General features: G+C 61.7%; 19 protein-coding genes (1 of these 19 cut by a window edge). 12 read left to right on the forward strand and 7 right to left on the reverse strand.

Features of this window, described 5'->3' with window-relative positions:
* Positions 1 to 228, forward strand: the 3' portion of a protein-coding gene (locus PSH78_RS18165) for a hypothetical protein (protein ID WP_305495963.1). It extends 54 nt beyond the left edge of the window; the window shows 228 of its 282 coding nt (coding positions 55-282); its start codon lies beyond the left edge, outside the window; the stop codon is at positions 226 to 228.
* A gap of 5 nt (positions 229 to 233) precedes the next feature.
* On the opposite strand, the gene PSH78_RS18170 is transcribed toward PSH78_RS18165, so the two are convergent.
* Entirely contained in the window at positions 234 to 803 is a 570-nt protein-coding gene (locus PSH78_RS18170) for a TetR/AcrR family transcriptional regulator (protein ID WP_305495964.1), read from the reverse strand.
* An 89-nt stretch (positions 804 to 892) separates the two neighbouring features.
* Here PSH78_RS18170 and PSH78_RS18175 point away from each other — a divergent pair, with 89 nt between their 5' ends.
* Positions 893 to 1621, forward strand: coding sequence for an SDR family oxidoreductase (locus tag PSH78_RS18175; protein ID WP_305495965.1), 729 nt, complete (start codon positions 893 to 895; stop codon positions 1619 to 1621).
* Between the two features lie 32 nt (positions 1622 to 1653).
* On the forward strand, positions 1654 to 2244 hold the full coding sequence (locus tag PSH78_RS18180) for a 2-hydroxychromene-2-carboxylate isomerase (protein ID WP_305495967.1): 591 nt from the start codon (positions 1654 to 1656) through the stop codon (positions 2242 to 2244).
* Between the two features lie 9 nt (positions 2245 to 2253).
* Here the strand turns inward: PSH78_RS18180 and PSH78_RS18185 are convergent, their stop codons facing one another.
* The 5 genes from PSH78_RS18185 to PSH78_RS18205 form a co-directional block, all read right to left on the reverse strand.
* Positions 2254 to 4062, reverse strand: coding sequence for an aminopeptidase P family protein (locus tag PSH78_RS18185; RefSeq protein WP_305495968.1), 1809 nt, complete (start codon positions 4060 to 4062; stop codon positions 2254 to 2256).
* 49 nt (positions 4063 to 4111) lie between these two features.
* On the reverse strand, positions 4112 to 5278 hold the full coding sequence (locus PSH78_RS18190; protein ID WP_305495969.1) for a cysteine desulfurase family protein: 1167 nt from the start codon (positions 5276 to 5278) through the stop codon (positions 4112 to 4114).
* A 162-nt stretch (positions 5279 to 5440) separates the two neighbouring features.
* Positions 5441 to 6055, reverse strand: coding sequence for a LysE family translocator (locus PSH78_RS18195; protein WP_305495970.1), 615 nt, complete (start codon positions 6053 to 6055; stop codon positions 5441 to 5443).
* A gap of 96 nt (positions 6056 to 6151) precedes the next feature.
* A complete protein-coding gene (locus PSH78_RS18200) occupies positions 6152 to 6418 on the reverse strand; it encodes a hypothetical protein (RefSeq protein WP_305495971.1) in 267 nt (88 codons plus the stop codon).
* A 65-nt stretch (positions 6419 to 6483) separates the two neighbouring features.
* Complete coding sequence (locus PSH78_RS18205; protein ID WP_305495972.1) at positions 6484 to 6897, reverse strand: antibiotic biosynthesis monooxygenase; 414 nt, start codon at positions 6895 to 6897, stop codon at positions 6484 to 6486.
* A gap of 92 nt (positions 6898 to 6989) precedes the next feature.
* On the opposite strand from PSH78_RS18205, the gene soxR reads away from it, so the two are divergent.
* The 9 genes from soxR (at position 6990) to PSH78_RS18250 (ending at position 13878) form a co-directional block, all read left to right on the forward strand.
* Complete coding sequence (soxR, locus tag PSH78_RS18210; RefSeq protein WP_305495973.1) at positions 6990 to 7442, forward strand: redox-sensitive transcriptional activator SoxR; 453 nt, start codon at positions 6990 to 6992, stop codon at positions 7440 to 7442.
* A gap of 281 nt (positions 7443 to 7723) precedes the next feature.
* Positions 7724 to 8938: a PepSY domain-containing protein gene (locus PSH78_RS18215; protein ID WP_305495974.1), complete on the forward strand. Its 1215-nt coding sequence runs from the start codon at positions 7724 to 7726 to the stop codon at positions 8936 to 8938.
* The gene (locus PSH78_RS18220) at positions 8935 to 9477 is read left to right on the forward strand and encodes a thiamine pyrophosphate-binding protein (RefSeq protein WP_305495975.1); all 543 of its coding nucleotides are present in this window, start codon (positions 8935 to 8937) and stop codon (positions 9475 to 9477) included. Before PSH78_RS18215 ends, PSH78_RS18220 begins: the two co-directional genes overlap by 4 nt.
* Positions 9474 to 9800, forward strand: a complete 327-nt coding sequence (locus PSH78_RS18225; RefSeq protein ID WP_305495976.1) for a hypothetical protein — start codon at positions 9474 to 9476, stop codon at positions 9798 to 9800. The genes PSH78_RS18220 and PSH78_RS18225 overlap by 4 nt, the downstream gene beginning before the upstream one ends.
* On the forward strand, positions 9797 to 10372 hold the full coding sequence (locus PSH78_RS18230) for a DUF6162 family protein (protein ID WP_305495977.1): 576 nt from the start codon (positions 9797 to 9799) through the stop codon (positions 10370 to 10372). The genes PSH78_RS18225 and PSH78_RS18230 overlap by 4 nt, the downstream gene beginning before the upstream one ends.
* 34 nt (positions 10373 to 10406) lie before the next feature.
* The gene (locus tag PSH78_RS18235; RefSeq protein WP_305495978.1) at positions 10407 to 11336 is read left to right on the forward strand and encodes a metal ABC transporter substrate-binding protein; all 930 of its coding nucleotides are present in this window, start codon (positions 10407 to 10409) and stop codon (positions 11334 to 11336) included.
* Entirely contained in the window at positions 11333 to 12085 is a 753-nt protein-coding gene (locus PSH78_RS18240) for a metal ABC transporter ATP-binding protein (RefSeq protein ID WP_305495979.1), read from the forward strand. The genes PSH78_RS18235 and PSH78_RS18240 overlap by 4 nt, the downstream gene beginning before the upstream one ends.
* Positions 12085 to 12984, forward strand: coding sequence for a metal ABC transporter permease (locus PSH78_RS18245; RefSeq protein ID WP_305495980.1), 900 nt, complete (start codon positions 12085 to 12087; stop codon positions 12982 to 12984). The genes PSH78_RS18240 and PSH78_RS18245 overlap by 1 nt, the downstream gene beginning before the upstream one ends.
* Positions 12985 to 13878 (forward strand): metal ABC transporter solute-binding protein, Zn/Mn family, encoded by an 894-nt coding sequence (locus PSH78_RS18250; RefSeq protein ID WP_305495981.1) that lies wholly within the window; start codon positions 12985 to 12987, stop codon positions 13876 to 13878.
* A gap of 673 nt (positions 13879 to 14551) precedes the next feature.
* Here the strand turns inward: PSH78_RS18250 and prpF are convergent.
* Positions 14552 to 15742, reverse strand: a complete 1191-nt coding sequence (gene prpF / locus PSH78_RS18255; protein WP_305495982.1) for a 2-methylaconitate cis-trans isomerase PrpF — start codon at positions 15740 to 15742, stop codon at positions 14552 to 14554.
* Between the last annotated feature and the right edge of the window lie 10 nt (positions 15743 to 15752).

The raw sequence follows: 15752 nt of genomic DNA on the forward strand, positions 1-15752 counted from the left end.
ACGTCGAAAACTGAAGTCAAACGCGGAAAAAAAGGCCTGCATATCAACTGCTCTGGCCTGTCCTCTTCCTGGGACCAGTGCAGGGCCAGCGCCGCCAACTCATGCGCGCCCAAAAGTTACAAAATCATTGCCAAATCAGGTGACGCCGTTGAGGAGCCTGGAGATTATCCTTTCGGGCTCAATCCAGCCGGATACACCAGCCGCAGCATGATCGTCATCTGCAAATAGGCGGTTCAGTTGGACTGTCGTTCGGCCAGGCGACGGCTGATCTCGTCATGGCTGGAGCTGAGAACCTCCTGCTGGAGCTCAGGCGCTGCCAGCATTCGCGCAACAACCAGCGCACCCACGCATTGAGACAGGATCGCCCAAGCCAGGCTATCGCTCTCGAGTATCCGCGCCCAGCTTTCGTGCAGGCGGCAGATCCAGGCTTGCGCGGCCTCACGCACCGACATATCCGAACGCGCAATCTCAGCCCCCAGAACCGGCAAGGCGCAACCAGCCTCGGGTTGCTCGACATGGCTCATGCTCAGGTACTGCTTGAGGCAACGCTCCAGTTTCATCGAGTCCATCACGCCTTTGCCACTCAAGCGCTCCAGGCTTTGGCTCAACTCGCGCTCGACGATCGCCTTGAAAAGCTCATCCTTGGATGAGAAATGGCTGTAGAACGCCCCACCGCTAAGACCGATCGCCTTCATCAGGCCATCTACCCCAACCGTCGAAAATCCTGATTTCTTGGCCGACATGGCACTGCTGGTCAGCAGTTTCTCTCGGGTTTCCATCTTGTGATTGGCTGAATAACGCATGTGCTTGCCTCTGGATGCTCATCTTGACGCTCGGCGAATCTTAGCATAACGTCCGTTTAGCTAACGACCGTTTACCAATGAGGCCAATTATGAATAACAAGAAGGTTGTACTGGTAGTGGGAGCTGGCGATGCTACTGGTGGCGCGATAGCCCGGCGTTTCGCTCGGGAAGGCTTCGTGGCCTGCGTGACTCGCCGCAACGCTGAAAAGCTTGAAGCATTGGTCGACGAAATCCGTACCCAGGGCGGTGAAGCCCACGGTTTTGCCTGCGACGCACGCAAGGAAGATGATGTGATCGCACTGATCGAGCAAATCGAGGAGCAGGTAGGCCCGATCGAAGCCTTCGTATTCAACATCGGCGCCAACGTGCCTTGCAGCATTCTCGAAGAGACGGCCCGCAAGTATTTCAAGATTTGGGAAATGGCCTGCTTTTCAGGTTTCCTCAATGCTCGAGAAGTGGCCAGGCGCATGGTCAAACGTCAGCGCGGCACGATCCTGTTTACCGGCGCCACGGCAGGCTTGCGCGGTGCATCAGGGTTCGCCGCATTTGCGGGGGCCAAACATGGCATCCGGGCCTTGGCTCAGAGTATGGCGCGAGAATTGGGGCCGATGAATATTCATGTAGCGCATGTGGTGGTGGATGGCGCCATCGACACCGACTTCATCCGCAATAATTTCCCGGAAAAATACGCAACCAGAGCTGAAGACGGCATCCTCGACCCGGAGCACATCGCCGAAAACTATTGGTACCTGCATACCCAGCCGCGGGATGCCTGGACCTTCGAACTGGATCTGCGCCCCTGGAACGAACGTTGGTAAGTCTCCCGCACAACAATAAGAGAAGCGAAGCCATGAACAGATCCGTCGAGTTTTTTTTCGACCTGGGCAGCCCGACCACCTACCTGGCCTATACCCAATTGCCCGCGCTCTGCGCCGAAACCCATAGCGAGCTCATCTACCGCCCCATGCTCTTGGGCGGCGTATTCAAGGCCACGGGCAACGCGTCGCCCGTTACCGTGCCGGCCAAGGGGCCTTATCTGTTCCAGGACTTGAACCGTTTCGCCAAGCGCTACGGTGTCGACTTCAAGCTCAACCCGCATTTTCCAATAAACACATTGCTATTGATGCGCGCCATCACGGGCATGCAACTGCGTCATCCGGATCGTTTCGAGACTTTCACGAGCTATCTGTTCCGGGCGCTCTGGGTGAATGCCCGCAACCTCAACGACCCGGCAACAGTCGCGGCCGTGCTGGACGAAGGCGGTTTCGACCCTGCCTATGTGCTTGCCCTTACAGCCGACGAGCAGGTCAAGGAAACACTGAGGAACACAACCGAAGAGGCCGTGCGCCGAGGTGTGTTCGGTGCGCCGAGCATGTTTGTCGGCAACGAGATGTTCTTTGGCCAGGATCGCCTGGACTTCGTCCGTGAAGCCCTCGGCTGACCCTATGCTTCAGATTGCCGCTGTCCGAGTGTTCAGCCATTGCAGCGCAGCGCCATCGAGCAGCGGACTCAAGCGACGTTGAACCTCGCCGTGATAGGCGTTGAGCCAGTCCTTCTCGTCCTGGGTCAGCAACGACGGCTCCAGGCAGCGGGTGTCGATCGGGCACAGCGTCAGGGTTTCGAATGCGAGGAATTCGCCGAACTCGCTGCTGCCCGCCTCACGGTTCAACACCAGGTTCTCGATACGAACACCCCAGCGACCCGGGCGATAAGTACCCGGCTCGATGGAGGTGATCATGCCCGGCTGCATGGCGGTCTGGGGTGCGGCGGCAGCCTGATAGGCAATGACTTGCGGGCCTTCGTGGACGTTGAGGAAGTAGCCGACACCGTGGCCGGTGCCATGACCGTAATCCACCTGTTCAGCCCAGATCGGCGCCCGGGCGATGGCATCCAGCAGAGGCGACAGAATGCCCTTGGGGAATTTGGCCCTGGACAAGGCAATCACGCCTTTGAGCACGCGGGTACAGTCACGCTTCTGCTCCGACGTTGGTGTCCCGACCGGCACCATGCGGGTGATATCGGTGGTACCGCCAAGGTACTGGCCGCCCGAATCGATCAACAGCAAGCCATCGCCCTCAATGACCGCGTGCGCCTCTTCGGTGGAATGATAATGAGGCATCGCGCCATTGGCATTAAACGCCGCGATGGTATTGAAGCTCAAGGAGACGAACTCCGGCCGGCGCTTGCGCGCTGCTATCAGGTGCTCATCGATGGTCAGTTCAGTGATGCGCTCATGGCCCCAGGCACTTTCCAGCCAGGCAAAAAATTCGCAGAGCGCCGCGCCGTCCTGCTCCATGGCTCGACGGATGTGCTCGGCATCAGCCGGGCTTTTGCGCGATTTGGCCAGTGTTGTGGGATTGAGGCCTTCGACGAGTTTCACGCCGCTGTCCAGATTGTCCAGCAAACCGACCGTGACCCGGGCCGGATCGACCTGCAGGCTCGCGCCGCTCGGCACTTCACGCAACGCAGTGGCCACTTCGCTGTAGTCGCGCAGCGTTACGCCGTCTTGCTCAAGAACAGAACGCAGCGCAGCGTCGACCTTGTTCGAATCCACAAACAACGTCGCCTGTTGCTGGCTGATCAGGGCAAAGGATACGAATACCGGATTGAATGACACATCCGCGCCGCGCAGGTTGAACAGCCAGGCGATATCGTCCAGGGTGGCGATGAAATGCCAATCCGCAGCACGCTCCTTCAGGGCTTCGCGCAACTGGGCGATTTTTTCGACACGGCTGGTCGTGGCTTGCGGCGGCAAATGGGCGTAGACCGGTTGATCCGGCAGGCTCGGACGATCGGTCCAGGCTTGTGCGAGCAGATCGATGTCGGTACGCAACCGTGCGCCACGCTCTTGCAACTTGCTGCTCAGGGTCCGCGCCGATGCCACTGCCATGACCGCCCCGTCGACCGCTACTGCTCCCCCTTCAGGCGTATTTTCGGCCAGCCACTCCAACGGCCCGGGCTTTCCGGGGATGAGTTTGACCAGCTCGATGCCGCTGCCTTCCAGCTCCCAGGTGGCTTGTTCCCAGTAACGACTGTCCGCCCAGACCCCGGCGAAATCCGCGGTCACGATCAATGTACCGACCGAGCCGTGGAACCCGGACAACCATTGGCGCCCTTGCCAGTACCCGGGCAGATACTCCGAAAGATGCGGGTCGGCGGAAGGCACCAACAGCGCATGGATGCCCTCCTGGCTCATCAATTGGCGAATTCGGGCCAGGCGCTGGGGAACCTGTCCTGGGATCGAAGGCTGGGTACTCATCATCACTCCTGCTAATCAATTTTATTGTTCGATGCCGAATGCGTTCGGCTCAGGGGGTTGCCGCCCAGAAGGCCGGCGCGGCAACACAGGCGGCCTTGATCAATCGCACCGCCTCATCAATATCCTGTTCGCTGGTAAAGCGGCCCAGGCTCAAACGAATGGTCCGCCCGGCCGCGCGTGCATCATGCCCAAGGGCGAGCAACACGTGGGATGGGGTGTTTTGCGCCGAGTTGCAAGCCGAGGTCGCGGAGAATGCCATCGATGCGCCCAGCGTCGCCGGGTTGAACTCACCTTCGTTGAACGTCAGGCTCACCGTATGGGGAATGCGACAGTTGGCACTGCCATTCATACACACACCGGGCAAGGCCAGCAAAGGTTCAAGCAAACGATTGCGCAGTCGGTCGATGGCGGCGAGCTCTTCATCAAAGGACTGCGCCGCCAGCTCGAATGCCGCGCCCATCGCGGCAATCTGATGGGTCGCCAAGGTCCCGGAGCGCAAGCCACCTTCATGACCGCCGCCATGGATCTGGGCCGACAGCCGCGGGCGCGCGCGATCACCGACGTAAAGTGCGCCGATCCCCTTGGGGCCGTAGATCTTGTGTGCGGAAAATGACATCAGGTCCACCGGCCACCGGGCCAGGTCGATGCTCACTTTTCCCGCACCCTGGGCCGCGTCCATATGAAACAACGCGCCATGCTCTCGAACGATCTCGCCAATGGCGATGGCGTCATTGACGGTGCCCAACTCGTTATTGACCAGCATCAGCGACACCAGGAAGGTGTCTTCGCGCAGCGCCTCGCGAACCGCTTGCGGGTTGATCAGGCCATCGGCGTCCGGCGCCAGCCAGGTTACCGCGACGCCACTTTCCTCGAGCTGCCTGACCGTATCGAGAACGGCCTTGTGTTCGATCAGGCTGGTAATGACGTGGCCGCCACGCGCTTCACGCGCCTGGGCCACGCCCTTGAGGGCCAGGTTATTGGATTCGGTGGCGCCGGAAGTCCAGACGATTTGTCCGGCTTGAGCCCCCACCAACCGAGCCACCTGCTGGCGCGCCAGCTCCACCGAGCGCCGGGCCTCCTGGCCGAAGGCATGGGAGCTGGAGGCCGGGTTACCGAAGTTACCGTCGAAACCCAGGCATTGGACCATGACCTGGATCACGCGCTCGTCCACCGGGGTGGTGGCGGCGTAATCAAAATACAAAGGACGCTTATTCATAAGGAAGCTCGCAGAATCTGTTCCAAGACCAGATGCCCTCGTTGGGTTCGAGACATAGCTTTAACTGATCAAGACCTTAAAAGAAGTCGGACTTCATTTAAAAGTGCGTAGGAACGCTCCTGAAACAGCGAGCTTAGCAGGCATCGCGTTGAAGCTCAGCCCTTAACTCACGCTTTCGAGCAACAACGGATACAGCGACGCGACCAACAGCAGCGCCATGCCCCAGTTGAAGACACGCAACCAGCGGCGATCCTGCAACAAGTTGCGCAGCAGGCTGCCACAGACTACCCACAGGCTGACGCTAGGCAGGTTGATCAACGCAAACACCGCCGCGATCACCACCACATTGAAAAAGTATCCCTGCAGAGGCGTGTAGGTGCTGATAGCGCCGATGGCCATGATCCAGGCCTTTGGGTTGACCCATTGGAACGCTGCTGCGCCCCAGTAGCTGATCGGCTTGTTCTCACTCGCGCCACCGTCCGAGACAGGACCGGAATGGGCGATTTTCCAGGCCAGGTATATCAAATATGCCGCACCGACGTAGCGCAGCACGGTGTAGAGCAGCGGATATGTCTGGAACACCGCGCCCAGCCCAAGGCCCACCGCCAGGACCAGGGAAAAGAAGCCGCAAGTGATGCCGAGCATGTGCGGGATGGTCCGGTTGAAGCCGAAATTCACACCCGAGGCCAGCAACATGGTGTTGTTGGGGCCGGGCGTTATCGAGGTCACCAGGGCAAACAGGGCGAAGCCCAGCAGCAGGTCAAGCGAGAGGGTCATGGCAGGTCAATCCGTCGGGGCAGTCGGGAGTTGACCCTACCCCACGTCCCGGCGCAAACCCATGGACAGTTAGGCAAAACTTCTGGCGGTACAGTCTCAGCTCGACCGGCCCGGTGCCTGGACTGTCTGCTCGGCGCTCATCTCGCCGCGCTCGTCGAAGCCGACGTTTTTCTGCGAAGGACCGAGCAATTCGGCTTTCTTCGCATGATATTCATCATACGAAAGCCCCCGGCGATTCAAGGCTTCGAGGGCCAGCTCACGGGATTCCTCGGCGGTGTAAGGACGCAGCTCCGGGGACGACGAAGCGCAACCGCTCAATACGGTGACAGTCAACAGCAACAAGACAGCAAGGATACGATTCATGGCGGGTGTCCGATGTTCAGTTGGGCGATGAACAAAGGCTACCCGCCGGCACCTAGCGGCAGAAATCAACGCTTTTGATAGTGGGTATCGCCCTCTCGGATCTCCCGTTGCGCTTGGTTGACCAAGGGGCAATGCAACGCATCGTCGAGGCTGCGCTCGATGTTGCGCAGCACCTGGAACGAGCCAAACGTCACCGCTTTGGCCCGATGTGTCTGGATGAACTGCCAGAAATTCTCCTCACCATTCTCAACGCTGCGGAACGCCGCTTCACCCGCTTCGCGGGTTTGCCATTGTAGGTAATTAAGCACCCGACGCCCGTCCTCGCTGACCTGGATACTGGCATTGAGGAAACCCGAATGATCACGAGCCAGGCGCTCGGTCTGCGCTGACAGGGCGTTGACCAGCGTCTGCTGCCACTGAGGCTCGATGTCGAATTCGATCAACTGCGTGAAGCTGCGATGACCACTTGGCGATTGCATGAAGAGTCCCCCGTTCAGGTAAGGCGGATCTTGCGATCCGAAGGCCTGCAGGGTAAAACCTCCAGTTAAGTCAAGGTCAAGCGGTGATTCAGGTGACAACGTCCATCAACATTCACAAGGAACTGACCGTCGGCCAGGTGGCCGCCCGCAGCGGCGTGGCGGTCACCGCGCTGCACTTCTATGAAACCAAGGGCCTGATCAAAAGCACGCGCAACCCGGGCAACCAACGTCGTTACCCTCGGGAAGTCCTGCGGCGCGTGGCGCTGATCAAAGTCGCCCAGCGCCTGGGTATACCTCTGGCGGAAATTGGCGAGGCGCTGAAAAACCTGCCGGACAACCGTGCGCCCACGGCGGCCGACTGGAAGACCCTGTCAGCGCAGTGGAGCCGGAACCTGGACGAGCGGATCAACCAACTGATCGCATTGCGAGACCGGCTCAACGGTTGCATTGGCTGCGGCTGCCTGTCGATGGAACATTGCCCGCTGCGCAACCAGGGTGATGTGCTCGGCAAGCGTGGGCCAGGGGCGCATCTGCTGGAACCCTGAGACGTTCGTCGGCCTATGAGTCCCGCCGTGGTTGCGTGGAAGATGCTTGGGGCCGCTGCGCGACCCAGCGGGAGCGAGTTCCCTCGCCACGAGAGGACCGAGTGCCTGTTCGAGAACGCGAAACATTTTCTTTCATCTTCCCTTTCAGGATTCCGGCTGCTCGTTCGTCTTAATTAGATGCAGCAGGCCGCGTCGGCAAAAGCCACGGCCGGCTTTTCCAGGGTTCATGGTGTTGCGAAGCCCGCGACACGGAACCTTTCATCGAATCAAGACGCTCAATCATGTCGAAGAAGTCCCGCTCCAAACTCTGGTTCCTGGTTCACAGCTGGCTGGCGTTGCCCATCTGGTTTTTCGTTCTGATCGTTTGCGTCACCGGTACCCTGGCGGTGGTCAGCCAGGAGATCGTCTGGCTGGTCAATCCGGAAATGCGCGCCAGCAAGCCCGCCGATGATGCGCCGTTGCTCAGCTACGACCAGGTCGTTGCCGCCATCAAGCAAGCCCAGCCCCTGACCCAGGTGCAAAACATTGTGCGTCCGGACGAGTCGCACTTCGCCCTGGAGGTCAAGGTCACCTACCCCGACGGTCGACCTGACACGGTGTACGTCAACCCCTACAGCGGCGTCATCCAGGGCTCGGCACCGGCATTCAACTTCAGGGGGTTCACCCGTGCATTGCATGGCTGGTGGCTGGTGCCGTTCACCAACGGCTACAGCTGGGGCTGGTACCTGGTGTCCTTCCTCGGCCTGCCGATGCTCGCGTCGTTGGTGACCGGGCTGGTTGTCTATAAACGTTTCTGGAAAGGATTTTTCAGCCCGACCCTGCGTATTCGCCACGGGGCCCGTATTTTCTGGGGCGATTTCCACCGGCTCAGCGGCATCTGGTCAATCTGGTTCATTGCCGTCATTTCCATTACCGGCACCTGGTTCCTGATCGAAGCCACGTTGTTCGATAACGGCATTTCCATCTCCAGTGCTCCGGTCGTCCCGGTGGTGGCCCGTGAAAACGTTCCGCTGTCGACGGGTGGTACGCCTCCGCCGCAACTGAACCTGGACCGTGCCATTGAAATTGCCCAGCAGCGGATCCCGGGCCTGGAAGCAAGTTTCGTCAGTCTGCCGGGCAATGCCTACAGCCATCTGGAAGTCGGCGGACGCGGCTGGTATCCGCTGATGTTCCAGACGGCGACCATCAATCCCTACAACGGTGATGTCGACGCTTCCCGCTTGTTGTCGGACCGCACGGCGCTGGAATTCGTGACCGAATCCATGCGCCCGCTGCACACCGGAGATTTCGGTGGCCTCTGGATCAAGCTCATCTGGTTCTTCTTCGGTCTGGTCCTGAGCATGATGGTCCTCAGCGGTCTGCTGATCTGGACCAAACGCACGGCCCTGGCGACCGCCAACGCCCTCAAGCGCAATCAGAAACCCGCGCGGCCAGCCCAGACCACGCCCCAACTGCAGCCTTCGCTGCACCGTGACTCACCGGAGGGCAGCCTGTGAACCCGTCCACCACAACAACGTCACCGTCACGCCTGGGCCAGTTCTGGCATAAATGGCGCTTCCATATCAACGTGCTGTTGCTGCTGATTCCCCTGGGTTTCATGCCCAAGTACCTGTCGGAGGCCGCGTTGTTCCGAGGCGACGGCGGGCTTGGCGAACGGGAAGTCGGCGAAGTCCAGGTGGGTCCCTGGAGCTTGCGCCTGGCGGAGTTTCGCAACGAAGCGCCACGTACCCAGGGCCCCGCCGGGCCGATGAAACACTTCAACGCCGCCCTGTGCCAGCGCTGCATCAGCGAGGTTAAAGCCACCTATCTGCGCATTGGCAAGCCCCGCAGCCTGCGGGCCGCCGGGGTGATTTTCTTCGGCTCGCCCTATCGCATGGGCGCCTTGTTGCCGGTGCCGAAAAAGACCCAGCCAGACGCCGAACTGTGGATCACCCTCGAAGGCTGGGACGGCTCTATGCATCAAGCTTCCATCCCCCTGAGCCAGGCCTCCCCGGCCACCGTCGCCTGGTTGCAATCCCAAGGAGCCCGACCATGAACCTCCGCGCCTCTTTCAACAGCCTGGCGCTGCTGCTCTGCGCAGGCTTGAGCACCAGCGCCCTGGCCCACAACCCGATGTGCGAATGCAAGGCTATCGACGCTGAACAGATCCAGTGTACTGGCGGTTTTTCCGACGGCAGCGGCGCCCCCGGAGTGACGCTGGACGTGATCGGCTACGACGAAACCATCCTGGTTCCTGGCAAGCTCGGCGCCGACTCGACGTTGATCTTCAAGAAACCCAACGCCGAGTTCTACGTACTTTTTGACGCCGGCCCCGGCCACGTCGTGGAAATCGACCAAGCCGACATCGAGGCCCCATGAGCGCACCCACCACCCAGGTCATCCGCCCCGCCGGTGCCGGCCATGAAACCCTGTATGTGTTGTTGCTGTGCCTGATTATCCTGCTGGGCGCCGGTTCGGTCGTGGCCTGGCATGGGGAAACCCGGGATGTTGCCCACCTGGACGCCCATCAGCTGGACGCACGTCGCGACCTCAGCGCAGCCGAGCAAGGCATTTATGCCGACCTGCGGGTGACACTGGATGAGATCCGGATCCTGCGCGAGAGCGAGCAGGCCCTCCCCGGCCCGCAAGCCCTGGCCGATGAAGGCTTCGCCCCGTTCGCCCAAGACGCCAGTTCCGTCAGCCGCGGCAGCCATGCCTGGCAATTGCTGGAGGCGCGAGCCTACTTCGGCGCGAGCGCCAATCCGTCCGTCGCAGGCTCCTTTCTGATGCGCATCAGCGAAGTGCCCGACGCGTCCCCGGACATCTGGCTCAACCGCAGCAACCCTCCAACCACCCCTGCCACGTTGGACGACGCCGCTTTGTCCGCTGCCGGCTGGCAACAGATCGTCGCGCAATTCGACGCTGGCGTAACCCGCCAGCATCGGCATTGACCCACGCCTTCACTCCAGAGAAGACCGCTTGCCCATGTCTACTGCACCTTCACGCCGCCCCTTGCTGCGCCTGCTGCTGATCGGCCTGCTCGCCTGCCTGTTCACTCCCATGGCCAGCGCCGAAGCGGCCAAGCGCCTGCGCATCGGCATCACCCTGCACCCTTATTACAGCTACGTGGCCAACATCGTCGGCGACAAGGCCGAGGTGGTGCCGTTGATCCCGGCCGGCTTCAACCCTCACGCCTATGAACCCCGCGCCGAGGACATCAAGCGCATCGGCGGGCTCGATGTGATCGTGCTCAACGGCGTGGGCCACGACGATTTCGCCGACCGCATGATCGCCGCCAGCGAAACCCCGGACGTGAAGGTGATCGAGGCCAACGAGAACGTCCCGTTGCTCGCCGCCACCGGCACCGCGGCGCGGGGCGCGGGCAAAGTCGTCAATCCGCATACGTTCCTGTCCATCAGCGCCTCCATTGCCCAGGTCAACAACATCGCCCGGGAACTGGGCAAGCTCGACCCGGACAACGCCAAGACCTATACGCAGAACGCCCGGGCCTACGGCAAGCGCCTGCGGCAGATGCGCGCCGCCGCCCTGGCCAAGCTGACCCAGGCGCCGAACGCCGAGCTGCGGGTCGCCACGGTACACGCCGCCTACGATTACCTGCTGCGCGAATTCGGCCTGGAAGTGACTGCCGTGGTCGAGCCGGCCCATGGCATCGAGCCAAGCCCCAGCCAGTTGAAAAAGACCATCGACCAGCTGCGTGAGCTGGACGTGAAGGTGATCTTCTCGGAGATGGATTTCCCATCCACCTACGTCGACACCATCCAGCGTGAATCAGGGGTGAAGCTGTACCCGCTGTCGCACATTTCCTACGGCGACTACAGCGCCGAGAAATACGAAAAGGAAATGACCGGCAACCTCGACACCGTGGTCCGGGCGATCCAGGAGTCCGGCGCATGACGGCTCAGGAACCCCTCATCCAGCAACACGCCGGCCCGATGATCGAGTTCGCCGACATCAGCCTGAATCTTGGGCGCACCGCGATTCTCGACAACGTGGCCTTTCAGGTACAAGCCGGCAGCATCCATGCACTCGTCGGCCCCAACGGCGGCGGCAAGAGTTCGCTGATCAAGACCTTGCTTGGACAGATGCCGCACCAGGGGCGCTTGAGCCTGCAATGGCCGGGCGAACCCGGCGTCATCGGCTACGTGCCCCAGGCGCTGGAATTCGACCGGGGCCTGCCCATGACGGTGGACGACTTCATGGCGGCCATGTGTCAGCGGCGCCCGGCCTTCCTCGGTTTGAGCAAGCATTATGCTGGCGCCATCGGTCAGGCCCTCGAGCGGGTCGGCATGCAGGACAAGCGCAAGCGACGCATGGGCGCGCTGTCCGGCGGCGAGCGTCAGCGGGTATTGCTGGCCCAGGGGTTGATCCCGCCGCCGCAACTGCTGGTACTGGATGAACCCATGTCGGCTTTGGACGAGGCCGGCATCCAGGTATTCGAACGCTTGCTGCAGGATTGGCGCCAGGCCGGCATTACCGTGCTCTGGATCGAACACGACCTGGAAGCCGTCGGGCGTCTGGCCGATCGCGTCACCGGGTTGAATCGACGGGTGTTGTTCGACGGCCCGCCGCGCCAGACCCTGACCCCGGAACGGCTGTTGACGCTGTATTCGACCCATCCACGTGCCAACGGGAGCGCCGCCTGATGAGTTATGAAGCCTTCCGCCTGATGGTCCAGGGTTGGGCCTCCTCCGGTTACCTGCCCGAGGCACTGGCCTATGGTTTTGTGGTCAACGCCTTGCTGGCCGGGCTGTTGATCGGCCCGGTACTGGGCGGCCTCGGCACGCTGGTGGTGGTCAAGCGCTTTGCGTTTTTCTCCGAAGCGGTGGGCCATGCGGCGCTGACCGGCGTGGCCGTCGGCATCCTGCTCGGCGAACCCTACACCGGGCCCTACGGCAGCCTGTTCGGCTACTGCCTGCTGTTCGGCATCCTCCTCAATTACCTGCGCAACCGCACCGGCCTGGCCCCGGACACGTTGATCGGCGTCTTCCTCTCGGTGTCCCTGGCCTTGGGCGCGAGCCTGCTGCTGATCCTGGCGGGCAAGATCAACGTGCACATCCTGGAAAACGTGCTGTTCGGCTCGGTGCTGACGGTCAATGGCAATGATCTGGCGGTGCTGGCGGTAGTCGGCTCGCTGGTGATGGCGCTGGCGCTGCCGCTGTACAACCGGATCATGCTCGCCAGCTTCAACCCGCAGCTGGCAGCGGTACGCGGGGTAGCGGTCAAGACGCTGGACTATCTGTTCGTGGTCCTGGTGACGCTGATCACTGTGGCGGCGGTGAAAGTCATCGGCGCGATCCTGGTGGGTGCGTTGCTGGTGATTCCGGCCGCGGCCGCGCGTTTGCTCAGCCAATCGTTGAAAGGTTTTTTCTGGTGTTCGGTGCTGATCGCAACCGTCAGTACTTTATGCGGGATCCTCGCGCCGATCGTTTTCGACCTGCCGATCCCGTCCGGTGCCGCGATCATTCTGGTGGCCGGCATCGCCTTCGCCTTGAGCGCCGTCGCCCGTGGCGTCGTCCCCCATCTGAAAGGGAATCTTGGATAAATGGTTTTTTCATTACGACAATTGGCCTTGGCTCTAGTCCTCGGCGGCGCAGTGATCACCTCGTCGATGGCCGCCGAAAAGATCCAACTGCTGGCCTCGCTGCCCGTCACCTACGGGTTGGGCGAGGCCTTGCTCAAGGGCACCGACGTCAGCCTGGCCCGGGCCGCCCCGGACAATCTTCCCGGCACCCGGCAAAGCGCCTATTTCAGTGGCCGTGGCGCCCCGGCCCTGAGCAAGCTGGCCGGCGAGTCTGACGCGGTGATCGGGCTGCGTTCGCTCTGGCCGGACGATCCGCTGTACCCCATGGCCCGACGCAGCAATATCCGTATCGTTGAAATCGACGCTGCTCGCCCGGTTGACGGCGCCCTGCCCGGCATCGCCATACAACCGGGCATGACCGACGGCCTGGCGAGCCAGCCATGGATGGCCAGCCACAATCTGGGGCGGATGGCCGACGTGATCGCTGCTGATCTGGTGCGCCTCGTCCCGGCGGACAAACCGAAAATCGATGCCAACCTGGCGGTACTCAAGCAGCGCCTGCTCAAGCTCAGCGCCGACGGCGAAAAGCGCCTCGCCAGCGCGGACAACCTGAGCGTGGTCAGCCTGAGCGAGCACTTGGGTTACCTGATCAGCGGATTGAACCTGGATGGCATCAGCACCGATGCCCGCCCCGACGCCGAATGGACAGCCGAAGCCCTGAAGCAGCTGACAGCCACGCTCAAGGAGAACGATGTCGCGCTGGTGCTGCATCACCGACAGCCGCCGGAAGCTGTGAAAGCGGCCATCGCCGAGAGCGGTAGCCAATTGCTGGTACTGAGCACCGACGGCGCCGATCCGGTGGCAGAGCTGGAAAACAACGTGGGGCTGGTCGTCACCGCACTGACGAAAGGCTGACAGCCATCCCCTGTGGGAGCGAGCCTGCTCGCGAAGGCGTCGGCACATCCAACATCAATGCCAGCTGGCACACCGCTTTCGCGAGCAGGCTCGCTCCTACACTCTGATCGGGGGCGCCCGCCGGATCCCGGACCTGCTGAAAATCCCTTGTGGGAGCGAGCTTGCTCGCGAAGGCGCCGGCACATCCAACATCGATGCCAGCTGACACACCGCTTTCGCGAGCAGGCTCGCTCCCACATTTTGGTTGAGGGCGGACCTGGATTCCGGGCCCGCTGGAAAACCCTTGTGGGAGCGAGCCTGCTCGCGAAGGCGTCGGCACATCCAACATCGATGCCAGCTGACACACCGCTTTCGCGAGCAGGCTCGCTCCCACATTTTAATTGAAGGCGGACCTGGATTTCGGGCCCGCTGGAAAACCTTGTGGGAGCGAGCTTGCTCGCGATGACGCCAGCACATCTGACTTTGATGCCAGCTGACACACCGCCATCGCGAGCAAGCTCGCTCCCACACTTTGATTGAGGGCGGACCTGGATTCCGGGCCCGCTGGAAAACCCTTGTGGGAGCGAGCCTGCTCGCGAAGGCGCCGGCACGTCCAACATCAATGCCAGCTGACACACCGCTTTCGCGAGCAGGCTCGCTCCCACAGGTTTTGTGTTATTTCTCAAGCAACGAGTTAGAAAACATCCCCCGGCACCCGCACAAACCCTTCCATCAACACCCGCGCGCTGCGGCTCATGATGGCTTTTTTCACGGTCCATTCGCCATTGACTACGCTCGCCTCGGCGCCGACGCGCAAGGTGCCGGACGGGTGACCGAAGCGCACCGCGTTACGTTCGACGCCACCGGCCGCGAGGTTGACCAGGGTGCCGGAAATCGCCGCGGCAGTGCCGATAGCAACGGCGGCGGTGCCCATCATGGCGTGGTGCAGCTTGCCCATGGACAACGCCCGAACCAATAAGTCGACGTCACCTGCCGCCACGGTTTTACCGCTGGATGAAAGGTAGTCCGCCGGCGGCGCGACAAACGCCACTTTCGGCGTATGCTGGCGCTGGGCAGCTTCGTCCAGGTGCTTGATCAGGCCCATGCGCAACGCGCCATGGGCACGAATCGTTTCAAACATTGCCAGCGCCTTGGGATCGCCGTTGATGGCGCCCTGCAATTCGGTGCCGGTGTAGCCGACATCCCGGGCATTGATGAATATTGTTGGAATGCCTGCGTTGATCAGCGTCGCCTTGAGCTTGCCGACACCGGGCACTTCCAGGTCGTCCACCAGGTTGCCGGTAGGAAACATCGAACCACCGCCGCCCTCTTCCTCGGCCGCCGGGTCCATGAACTCCAGCTGCACTTCAGCGGCCGGAAAAGTCACGCCGTCGAGTTCGAAGTCACCGGTTTCCTGCACCGCGCCGTCGGTGATCGGTATATGGGCGATGATGGTCTTGCCGATGTTCGCCTGCCATATCCGCACCACGGCCGTACCGTTCTGCGGGATACGGCTGGCATCCACCAGACCGCTACCGATGGCAAACGCCCCCACCGCCGCCGACAGGTTGCCGCAGTTGCCGCTCCAGTCCACGAACGGCTTGTCGATGGACACCTGGCCGAACAGGTAATCGACGTCGTGATCGGCCCGGGTACTCTTGGACAGGATCACCGTCTTGCTGGTGCTGGACGTCGCGCCGCCCATGCCATCGATCTGCTTTTCGTATGGATCGGGGCTACCGATCACCCGCAGCAGCAGCGCATCCCGGGCCGGGCCGGGAACGCGTGCCGCTTCGGGCAGGTCTTGCAGGCTGAAGAACACGCCTTTGCTGGTGCCGCCACGCATATAGGTCGCGGGGATCTTGATTTGAGGCGAGTGAGCCATGTGCTCCAAC

Source organism: Pseudomonas sp. FP198, assembly GCF_030687895.1.
In the GTDB taxonomy this organism is placed as follows: Bacteria; Pseudomonadota; Gammaproteobacteria; order Pseudomonadales; family Pseudomonadaceae; genus Aquipseudomonas.